This window comes from Variovorax sp. N23 (genome assembly GCF_025486315.1).
Classification (GTDB): Bacteria; Pseudomonadota; Gammaproteobacteria; order Burkholderiales; family Burkholderiaceae_C; genus Variovorax.
In genome coordinates, this window is the sequence record NZ_JAOOPY010000012.1 from 22,622 (window position 1) to 32,356 (window position 9,735).

Genomic DNA, 9,735 nt, shown 5'->3' on the forward strand with positions numbered 1-9,735 from the left:
GTCAGTTTTCCACCGCGCTGGTGCGCGATCCGCGACGCATGAAACCGGCGCGGCCCAATACCAGGGATACCGCGGAACCGGCTTTGCCGGGCCGCTGGTATCGCCCCCTCGAGGGGGAGGCGACGAAGGCGCTTCGGGGGTGTTTCATCCTAGCGGGCGCGTGCGAGACGGGGGTCGAGCAGGTCGCGAAGACCATCGCCCAGGAGATTGAGGCCGAGCACCGCCAGCGCGATCGCCATGCCGGGGAAGACCGCCAGCAGCGGTGCCTGGAACATCATCGTCTGCGCCTCGCTCAGCATGCGGCCCCACGAGGGCTGCGGCGGTTGCGTGCCGAGGCCGAGGTAGGAAAGGGCAGCCTCGGCCAGGATGGCGATGGCGAAGCGGATGGTGATCTGCACGATCAGCACGGCCGAGATGTTCGGCAGCACATGCTGCATCGTGATGGCGAAGCCGCCCTTGCCGCAGGCGCGCGCGGCGGCGATGTACTCGCGCGACCAGATCGCGTTGGCCGAGGCGCGGGTGATGCGCGCGAAGGTCGGGATGTTGTAGATGCCGATCGCGACGATCGCGTTCACGATGCCCGGGCCGAACACGGCGGTCATCATGATGGCGGAGAGGATCGCGGGGAAGGCCAGCGAGAAGTCGCTGAAACGCATGATGGCTTCTTCGACCCAGCCGCGCCGCGCGGCGGCCAGCAGGCCCAGCGCAGTGCCGACGGTCAGGCCGATACCCACCGCGATCAGCCCGACCAGGATCGACGCCCGCGCCCCCACCAGCAGCAGCGACGCCACGTCGCGCCCGAAGGGGTCGGTGCCCAGCCAGTGCGACCAGCTCGGCTTCTGCAGCTTGATCGCCATGTCCATCTCGTAGGGCGACCAGGGTGTCCACACCAGCGACACGGTGGCGGCCAGCAGCAACAGCAGGGTGAGCACCGCGCCGATGACGAAGCTGCGGTGATGCAGCGCACGGCGCCAGAAGCCCGGCACCTTCAGGGCGGCGGCGCTGGGCACCGCGACGGAAGCACTCATATGTCGGACGCCTTGATGCGCGGGTCGATCACGGCGTACAACACGTCGACCACGAAATTCACGATGACCACCATGGCCGCCAGCAGCATCACGCAGTTGCGGACGACCACCAGGTCGCGGTTGCTGATGGCTTGGAAGATCAGCCGGCCGAGGCCGGGCAGGTAGAAGACGTTCTCGACCACGATGGTGCCGGCCAGTAGCTCGGCGAACTGCATGCCCATCACGGTGATCACCGGGATCATCGCGTTGCGCAGCACGTGGGTCCAGAGCACGGCGCGCTGCGACACGCCCTTGGCGCGCGCGGTGCGCACGAAGTCCTCGCGCATCACCTCGAGCACGGCCGAGCGCGTGATGCGCGCGAGAATCGCGGCCTGCACGACGGCGAGCGACAGCGCGGGCAGCAGCAGCGACTTGATGCCGGCGAACACGCCTTCGCCCCAGCCGTCGAAGCCGCCGGCCGAGAACCACTGCAACTGCACCGAGAACACCAAAATCAGCAGGATCGCGAACCAGAAGTTGGGGATGGCGATGCCGATCTGCGTCAGGCCCATCAGCCCGACGTCGCCCAGCTTGTTGTGGCGCGCCGCCGCCGTCACGCCGACCCCCAGCGCCAGCACCGCCGTCAGCGCCATCGCCATGAGGGCGAGCGGCACGGTGAGCGCCAGGCGTTCGAGGATGAGGTCGAGCACCGGCGAGCCGTAGGCGTAGCTGTCGCCCAGGTTGCCGGTGAGCAGGCCGCCGATCCAGTGCCAGTAGCGTGTCCAGGCCGGCTGGTCGAGGCCGAGCTTGGTGGCGAGCGCAGCCACGGCGTCGGGCGACGCATCGGGGCCGAGCAGCAACTGCGCCGCGTTGCCGGGCAGGATCTCGAGAACGAGGAAGACGATGACCGAGGCGCCGATCAGGGTGCCGATCAACGTCGCGAAGCGCTTGAATAGAAACAGACTCATGGGGCGGGGCGCAGCATAACCCGATTGCCGCAACAAGCATGCCCGCGGCGGATAATCGCGCCATGGCCCTCATGATCACCGACGAATGCATCAACTGCGATGTCTGCGAGCCGGAGTGCCCCAACGACGCGATCTCCATGGGCGCCGAGATCTACGAAATCGATCCGCGCAAATGCACCGAATGCGTCGGCCACTTCGACGAACCGCAGTGCGTGCAGATCTGCCCGGTCGCCTGCATTCCGGTGAGCCCCGACCATGTCGAGACGCGCGAGACGCTGTGGCAGAAGTTCGAGCGGCTCACCGCGGCCAAGAAGGCCGCCGAGGACGGCGCCGGTCAGCCGCCCGCCGACGCGTCTGCGTCACCGGTCGGCATCGCCTAACCGCCGGCGTCGGTCTTCTCTGTCTTCTTTTTCTTCGACTTGCTGCCGGGGCCGGCCGCGGTGAAGAAGTCCGGCTCTTTGCGCCCTTTTTTCTTTTTCGCCGTGGGGTGTGCGGGCTCCACTGGCGCGGCTGCATTCGTGGACCTGGGCAAATGGATGAGCGGCGAGGGCGCCACCCTTTCCTGGCGCAACCGATCGCGCTCCATCCGGTCGGCCGCGGCCTGGGTGCGTCGCGTGTTGTGCTCCGCCTCGCGCGCCTGGTCGGCGCTCGGCGCCGCGTCGAGCGCCACGGCCTTGCCGCCCGTGCAGGGCTGGTCGGTGTAGGTGTTGCCGCAGCGCCAGGCGCCGGACGCATCCTGCGCCTGAACGGCGCCGATCCATGTGCAGAGCGCCAGGCAGACGATGGCGGTGCGTGTGACTTGTTTTCTTTTCATTCTTCGCTCCCTTCTCTTCCCGTGTGGCGCCGCGCTCAGGGCGCGGCGGGCTCGCCGCCACCCTCGCCCGGTTCCCGCCGAGGCGGTTTGGGGCGGGGTGGCTTGCTCGTGTGGATCTGCAGCGTGGCCTTCTCCATCTCGCCGGCCAGCAGCGCCGGCACGGCATGCAGCGTGCGGACGATGGCGTCGTCGATGGCCTCGCGTTGTTCCTTCAGCGGCTTCTTCAGCACCCAGTTCACCACCTCGGCCTTGACGCCCGGGTGGCCGATGCCGATGCGCAGCCGCCAGTAGTCGGCCGTGCCCAGTTGCGCGTGGATGTCGCGCAACCCGTTGTGGCCGGCGTGGCTGCCGCCGAACTTGAGCTTGACCTGGCCGGGCACCACGTCGAGTTCGTCGTGCACCACCAGGATCTCCCGCGGCTCGATCTTGAAGAAGCGCGCCAGGGCCGAGACCGACTTGCCCGACAGGTTCATGAAGGTCTGCGGTTCGAGCAGCCAGACCGGTTGGCCGTGGACGTTCGCGCGCGCCGCCAGGCCGTGGTAGCTACGCTCCGGGTTCAGCGACACCTTGAGGTCGCGCGCCAGCGCATCGATCCACCAGAAGCCCGCGTTGTGCCGCGTGGCTTCGTACTCCGGGCCCGGATTCCCCAGGCCGACGAACAACTTGATCATGTCGGGATTATCGAGGCGTCAGAAAAAGAAACGGCCCGCACGAGGCGGGCCGTTGGCCTGATGGCTGCGAGAAGTGGATTATTTCTTTGCGGCAGGCGTCTTGGCAGCCGGGGTCTTGGCGGCAGGCTTGCCACCCTTGCCCGCCGGCGCGGCGGCAACGACTTCAGCGCCTTCGACCGGTGCGTCGACTTCTTCGGCGACCGGAGCGGTGGCCGAGGCCAGCACCAGGTTCACCTTGCCGTGGCTGACCCACTTCACGCCGCGCGGCAGCTTGATGTCCTTGAGCGTGACGGTGCCGTTCTTCTTCAGGCCCGACAGATCGATCTCGATGAACTCGGGCAGTTCGGCCGGCAGGCAGTTCACTTCGAGTTCGGTGGTCACGTGGTTGACCAGGTTCAGCTCGATCTTGACGGCCTCGGACTCTTCTTCACCCTTGAAGTGCAGTGGCACCTTCATGGTCATGCGGGTCTTGGCATCGACGCGCTGGAAGTCGACGTGCTGCACCAGCGGACGGAACGGGTGGTATTGCACATCGCGCAGCAGCACCTTGCTCACGGCGCCGCCCAGTTCCATCTCGAGGACGGAGGCGTGGAACGCTTCCTTCTTGAGGGCGTGCCACAGGGCGTTGTGATCGATCTCGATCATTTGCGGGGTGGCTTCACCACCGTACACGATGCCGGGCGTCTTGCCGGTGATGCGGAGACGGCGGCTCGCACCCGTGCCCTGCTTGGCGCGCTCAAAAGCGACGAATTTCATGGGTAACTCCTTGGAGCGAAGGCGCGATGCCATTTCGCTTCTTGAGCGCCGACCGCGACCAGTGCGGCGCCGGTTTCAAAATGGCTCCCCGGGAAGGAAGCCGGCTTTTTGCTCAGAACAAGTTGTCTTGGTCCGAGAACAAACTCATCACCGACTCGCCCTTGGCAATGCGCTGGATCGTTTCGGCGATCAGCGGTGCCACGGAAAGCTGGCGGATCTTTCCGCAGCCCTTGGCGCTGTCGGAGAGGGGGATGGTGTTGGTGACGACGACCTCGTCGAGGGCCGAGCCCTGGGCGATGCGTTCGATGGCCGGCCCGGAGAAGATCGGGTGCGTGCAATACGCATAGACCTTCTTCGCGCCGCGCTCCTTCAGCACCTCGGCGGCTTTGACCAGCGTGCCGGCGGTGTCGATCATGTCGTCCATGATCACGCAGTTGCGGCCGTCGATTTCGCCGATGACGTTCATCACCTCGCTCACGTTCGCCTTCGGGCGACGCTTGTCGATGATGGCCAGGTCGGTGCCGAGCTGCTTGGCCAGTGCCCGGGCGCGAACCACGCCGCCCACGTCGGGCGACACCACGATCAGGTCGTCGTAGTTCTTGGCCCGCAGGTCGCCCAGCAGCACCGGCGACGCGTAGATGTTGTCGACCGGAATGTCGAAGAAGCCCTGGATCTGGTCGGCGTGCAGGTCCATCGTCAGGACACGCGACACGCCCACGGTCTGCAGCAGGTTGGCCACGACCTTCGCCGAGATCGGCACGCGGCTCGAGCGTGGGCGGCGGTCCTGGCGGGCATAGCCGTAGTAGGGGATGACGGCACTGATGCGCTCGGCCGATGCGCGCTTGAGCGCGTCGACCATGATGAGCAGTTCCATCAGGTTTTCGTTGGTCGGTGCGCAGGTCGACTGCACCACGAAGACGTCGCGGGCGCGGACGTTCTGGTTGATCTCGACCGTGACCTCACCGTCGGAGAAGCGGCCCACGCGTGCGGCGCCCAGGCTGGTGCGCAAGTGCTGCGCGATCTCGGCGGCAAGGCCTGGATTGGCATTGCCGGTGAAAACCATGAAGTCAGGAGGTTGAACCTGCATGAGCGCGTCCAGCAATGGGAAATGGCTCTTTCGGGAGCCGCCAGTGATCTCGTGGTGTGTGCAGCCGGTCAGCTGCAACGCTTGTGGTCGCGTGGCCGGCGGGCCGCGTGACCTGTTTTTAGGTCGGTTTTCGCAAAAACGCACGGCCCCTTCGGGCCGCGCGTCGTGTGTTTTGGCAGGGGAGAAAGGATTCGAACCTTTGCATGCTGGAATCAAAATCCAGTGCCTTAACCAGCTTGGCGACTCCCCTACACGGGTTGGTGGCTTGCGCCATCAACCGATATATGTCGCACCGAACCGCCGAACGGTCCGATTATCTTCTCTCTAGACGGCCCAGCCGACGAGCGGATGGAAAGCCAGATTGCTGCACTGCCGAAGCTGCCATCCCTCTGGGGGGGCTGGCAACACCGCTTCCTGCGGCATCACTGCAAACACGGCACTTCCGGAGCCGGTCATTCGCGCTGCGAGCCCTTGGTCGCCGAGCCAGTCGATGGCGTCGGTGACGGCAGGGCAGAGCTGCTGTGCTACCGGCTGCAGGTCGTTGTGGCCGAAGTCGAAGACTTCAGTTCCGCGATATGCAGCAAAGCCCGTGATTATAGCAGCGGGTGTGGCGCGTTGCAGATCCGGTGAGGAAAAAATACGACGCGTGTCCAAGCCCTCGGCTGGCTTGAGCACCGCGAAGCGCCCTGCAGGCAGTTCGATCGGCGTGATCTGCTCACCGATGCCCTCGACCCAGGCGTTGTGTCCGCGCAGGAAGAAGGGCACGTCGGCGCCGAGCGAAAGACCGATGGTCTCCAGCGTCGCCAGTGGCAAGTCGAGCGACCACAAACGATTGAGCGCCAGCAGGCAGGTGGCGGCATCGGACGAGCCGCCACCCATGCCGGCCTGCGCGGGGATGTGCTTCGCCACGCCGATGTGCGCGCCTTGATCCGGTGGGGCATAGGCCTGGAGCGCACGGGCGGCGCGCAGCACGAGGTCGTCGGCCGGCAGTGCCGTGGTGAGGTCTTCGCGGCTCAACTGGCCGTCGTCGCGCCGTTCGATGTGGAGCGTGTCGCACCAGTCGATCAGCATGAAGACCGACTGCAGCAGGTGATAGCCGTCCGTGCGCCGGCCGGTGATGTGCAGGAACAGGTTGAGCTTGGCCGGCGCGGGCAGGTCGTAGAGCGCCTTCATGAGCGCTCGAACACGATGCGCAGGTCGCTGCGCGGCAGGGGCGACTCGCGCACCGCCTGCAGCTTGCCGGCGGACCATTGCGTCAGGTCGGGCCGCCAGCCGGTGACGGTGTCGTCGCGCCCGCCGAGCCAGCCGAAGAGGGCATCGACCGGGATGGCTGCCCCGGTGGCCGCCTGGATCAGTGCGTCGACCGAGCCGTAGCGCCGCGTCTCGCTCCCGTTCTTCAGCAAGGCCTCGCCGGGCGACCACTGCAGCTCGGCCAGTGTGCTGCCGATGGGCGTGGTCAGTGTCAATGTGCCGCGCTCAGGCGTGCCGCGCAGGTCGAACAGGGCGGCGAAGGTCTGCACCGGTTCGCTGTCGACCCGCAGCGACAGGCGGCCGCTCCAGCTCTCGGGCGGCGCCGAGTCGGCGCCGGGGCGGACCGGTGTGGCGCAGCCGGCCAGCAGCAGCGCGCCGGAGAGGGCGGCGGCGATCAGCCGCCGCCGCGCCGCGGTCACAGCTTGACGCGCAGGCGCTTGAGCGTTTCCTGCAGCGTCTCGTTCTCGGCATCGACGAGCGAGGCCTCGCGCCAGATCGCCAGCGCGCGGTCGCGGTCGCCCGCCACCCAGAGGACCTCGCCCAGATGCGCGCCGATCTCCGCGTCGGGCCGCCGCTTATAGGCCGCCTCGAGGATCTTGACCGCCTCGGCCATGTTGCCCAGGCGGAATTCGACCCAGCCGAGGCTGTCGGCGATGAAGGGGTCCTGCGGCGCGAGGTCGACGGCTTTCCGGATCAGGGTGCGGGCCTCGTCCAACCGGATCTTGCGATCGGCGAAGGAGTACCCCAGCGCGTTGTACGCGTTCTGGCTGTCCGGTTTCAGCGCGATCTGCCGGCGCAGCAGCCGTTCCATTTCGTCGAGCCGGTTGATCTTCTCGGCCATCATGGCCTGGTCGTAGATGAGGTCCGTGTCGTCCGGGGTGGCCGCGCTGGCCTTGGCGAGCATGTCGTAGGCGAGCTGGTATTGTTTGGCGTCGCGCAGCAGCTGCACCTCGGCCTGGAACTTCTGCTTGGCATCGTCGGGCGTGCGTTCGGGCAATGCGCGCACCACCTCCCGGGCCTGCTGCACCTTGCCCTGGCGCGCCAACAGGCCGGCGCGGCGGAACTGCGCCGTCTGTGGCTCTTCGGCGCTGTCGATGCGGTTCAGCCAGCTTTCGGCCTCGGCGAAATCCTTGCGGCGCTCGGCCAGCTGCGAGAGCAGCAGGTAGGCCTGCGTCATGCCGCGCCGGCCCTCGTCGGCCGCCGGCAGCGCTTCGGCCAGTGCCAGGTAGCGCTTGACCGATGCTTCGGCGGTGGCGTCCTCCCGGTTTTGTGCCTGCAGGCTGCCGAGCAGGATCCATGGGCCGGGCAGCTCGGGCTTCTCGCGCGTCAGCGCGGAGAGTTCGGCCGTGGCCTCCGGATAGCGGCGCGCTTCCATCAATTCGCGTGCGTACGCGATGCGCAGTTCCGGCAGTGCCCCCGGGGTGGCGAGGTAGCGCTTGACCAGCGGCTCCGCGAGCGGCCGGTCGGGGCTCATCAGTTCGAGGGCGAGCAGCGGCGGGCCATCGGAGGACGGGTCGGCCAGCTGCCCCTCGATGGCGGCCTCGAGCGCGCCGGTCGGGTCGCCCGCGCCCAGGCGCAAGCGGCCGACCGTGGCCCAGGCGAAGCCGGCGGTGGCGGGGTTCTTCAGGTCGTCGACCAGTGCCTGCTCGACCACCGCTGCCGCCTGCTTCTTGTCGGCGGCGCGCCCGTAGGTTCGTGCGATGACCGTCATCAGGAAAGGCCGTTCGGGCAGCGGCGTAGCCGCGATCTCGGCGCGCAGCGGCTCGGCGGTCTCGTCGATGCGATTGAGTGCGATGAGGATCTGCAGCTCGAAGCGGCGCGCTTCCCGCGAATCGGGCAGGCTTTCTTTCCAGGTGCGTGCGGCCGCCAGCGCGGCTTCACCCGAGCGCGACTGCAGCGCGATCTCGACCGCTCGCTGGAACAGTTCGGGGTCGCGCGCGCGTTGTGCCGCATCGAGCACCAGCGCATAGCCAGCGCCCGGATCACCCGATCGGGCCGTGATCTCGCCCACGAGCACTTCGTAGAACAGTTCGGCGCTGAGCGCGGACGCCTTGGCTTCGGCCTCCACCGCCGCCTGACGGGCTGCCCGGCGGGCGGGGGCGGGCTGGATGATGGGCGCGGGGCTGGTCGGCTCGGCGGCCGGCGGTGTCGCGGGGGGGGGGGATTGGACGGTCGGCTGGGCTTGCGCGGCGGCGGCGATCAGGACAGCGGAGAGGGCCGCCGCAAGGCGGAGTCGGCGGGGCGGTGGGGTCATCGAACTCATAATAAAGCAAGGCTTTCGGTGTGAGTGTCGGCGGGTCATCCGGTTCCCTGTCGGCGCTTTCATGGCACGCTTGGCGCCATGCCAGAACTCCCCGAAGTCGAAGTCACACGCCGCGGTTTTGCCGACCGCATCGCCGGTGCCCGCATCGAAGCGGTGCGCATGGGCAAGCCCTTGCGTTGGGCGCTGGGCGTGGCGCCCGACAGCCTCGTCGGCCGTACCGTGCAGACGGTAAGGCGGCGCGGAAAGTACCTGCTGGTGGACCTCGACGCCGGCTTGCTGTTGCTTCACCTGGGCATGTCGGGCAGCCTGCGCTTCGACGCGGTGCTGCCGTCGGCCGGCTCGCACGACCACTTCGATCTGGTGACCAGCCGAGGCACCCTGCGGTTGAACGACCCGCGGCGCTTCGGTGCCGTCGTGCATGTCGAGGACGAAGCGTCGCCGCTCGCGATCAAGCTGCTGGGCGGCCTCGGCATGGAGCCGCTGGAGGACAGCTTCGACTTCGAGGCCTTCCACGCCGGACTGCGAAAGCGCCAGGCGGCGATCAAGCAGGTGCTGCTGGCCGGCGACATCGTGGTGGGCGTCGGCAATATCTATGCGTCCGAGGCGCTGTTCCTCGCCGGTATCCGGCCGACGCTCGCCGCATCGCGCATCAGCCGGCCCCGTGCGCTGCGGCTGCACACCGCCGTGCGCGAGATCCTGGCGCGGGCGGTGGAGCGTGGGGGCAGCACCCTGCGAGATTTCTCCAATGTCGATGGCCAGAGCGGCTACTTTCAGCTGGAGGCCACGGTCTACGGACGGGCCGGGGAGCCTTGCCGGGTGTGCGGCACACCCATCCGTCAGATTCGACAAGGACAACGTTCGACCTACTTTTGCCCCAACTGTCAAAAATACTGAGCAAGCGTCGTTCTTGGATGACGG

Annotated in this window: 11 protein-coding genes and 1 tRNA gene; 2 read left to right on the forward strand and 10 right to left on the reverse strand. The window is 67.5% G+C overall.

Annotation, left to right across the window (positions count from 1 at the left end; all coding sequences use genetic code 11):
* Nucleotides 1-149: 149 nt before the first annotated feature.
* Together N8A90_RS17635 and N8A90_RS17640 are read right to left on the reverse strand one after the other, a co-directional pair.
* Entirely contained in the window at nucleotides 150-1,028 is an 879-nt protein-coding gene (locus N8A90_RS17635) for an ABC transporter permease (RefSeq protein WP_262076290.1), read from the reverse strand.
* Nucleotides 1,025-1,975, reverse strand: a complete 951-nt coding sequence (locus N8A90_RS17640) for an ABC transporter permease (protein ID WP_262076291.1) — start codon at nucleotides 1,973-1,975, stop codon at nucleotides 1,025-1,027. Before N8A90_RS17640 ends, N8A90_RS17635 begins: the two co-directional genes overlap by 4 nt.
* Nucleotides 1,976-2,037: 62 nt before the next feature.
* Here N8A90_RS17640 and N8A90_RS17645 point away from each other — a divergent pair, with 62 nt between their 5' ends.
* The gene (locus tag N8A90_RS17645) at nucleotides 2,038-2,355 is read left to right on the forward strand and encodes a YfhL family 4Fe-4S dicluster ferredoxin (protein ID WP_262076292.1); all 318 of its coding nucleotides are present in this window, start codon (nucleotides 2,038-2,040) and stop codon (nucleotides 2,353-2,355) included.
* Here the strand turns inward: N8A90_RS17645 and N8A90_RS17650 are convergent.
* The 8 genes from N8A90_RS17650 to N8A90_RS17685 form a co-directional block, all read right to left on the reverse strand.
* A complete protein-coding gene (locus N8A90_RS17650) occupies nucleotides 2,352-2,789 on the reverse strand; it encodes a hypothetical protein (RefSeq protein WP_262076293.1) in 438 nt (145 codons plus the stop codon). The genes N8A90_RS17645 and N8A90_RS17650 overlap by 4 nt on opposite strands.
* A 35-nt stretch (nucleotides 2,790-2,824) precedes the next feature.
* Nucleotides 2,825-3,460, reverse strand: coding sequence for an aminoacyl-tRNA hydrolase (gene pth, locus N8A90_RS17655; RefSeq protein ID WP_262076295.1), 636 nt, complete (start codon nucleotides 3,458-3,460; stop codon nucleotides 2,825-2,827).
* A 78-nt stretch (nucleotides 3,461-3,538) separates the two neighbouring features.
* Entirely contained in the window at nucleotides 3,539-4,216 is a 678-nt protein-coding gene (locus N8A90_RS17660; RefSeq protein ID WP_262076296.1) for a 50S ribosomal protein L25/general stress protein Ctc, read from the reverse strand.
* 112 nt (nucleotides 4,217-4,328) lie between these two features.
* Nucleotides 4,329-5,303, reverse strand: coding sequence for a ribose-phosphate pyrophosphokinase (locus tag N8A90_RS17665; protein WP_262076298.1), 975 nt, complete (start codon nucleotides 5,301-5,303; stop codon nucleotides 4,329-4,331).
* Nucleotides 5,304-5,476: 173 nt separating this feature from the next.
* Nucleotides 5,477-5,553, reverse strand: a tRNA-Gln gene (locus tag N8A90_RS17670).
* A 74-nt stretch (nucleotides 5,554-5,627) separates the two neighbouring features.
* Entirely contained in the window at nucleotides 5,628-6,476 is an 849-nt protein-coding gene (ispE, locus tag N8A90_RS17675; RefSeq protein ID WP_262076300.1) for a 4-(cytidine 5'-diphospho)-2-C-methyl-D-erythritol kinase, read from the reverse strand.
* On the reverse strand, nucleotides 6,473-6,973 hold the full coding sequence (locus N8A90_RS17680; RefSeq protein ID WP_262076301.1) for a lipoprotein insertase outer membrane protein LolB: 501 nt from the start codon (nucleotides 6,971-6,973) through the stop codon (nucleotides 6,473-6,475). Before N8A90_RS17680 ends, ispE begins: the two co-directional genes overlap by 4 nt.
* Nucleotides 6,970-8,808 carry a tetratricopeptide repeat protein gene (locus N8A90_RS17685; protein WP_262076302.1) on the reverse strand — a complete coding sequence of 613 codons (1,839 nt, stop codon included), beginning with the start codon at nucleotides 8,806-8,808 and terminating at the stop codon, nucleotides 6,970-6,972. Before N8A90_RS17685 ends, N8A90_RS17680 begins: the two co-directional genes overlap by 4 nt.
* A gap of 87 nt (nucleotides 8,809-8,895) precedes the next feature.
* Between N8A90_RS17685 and mutM the strand changes: the two genes are divergently transcribed.
* Entirely contained in the window at nucleotides 8,896-9,711 is an 816-nt protein-coding gene (gene mutM, locus N8A90_RS17690; RefSeq protein WP_262076303.1) for a bifunctional DNA-formamidopyrimidine glycosylase/DNA-(apurinic or apyrimidinic site) lyase, read from the forward strand.
* The last annotated feature ends 24 nt before the right edge of the window (nucleotides 9,712-9,735 follow it).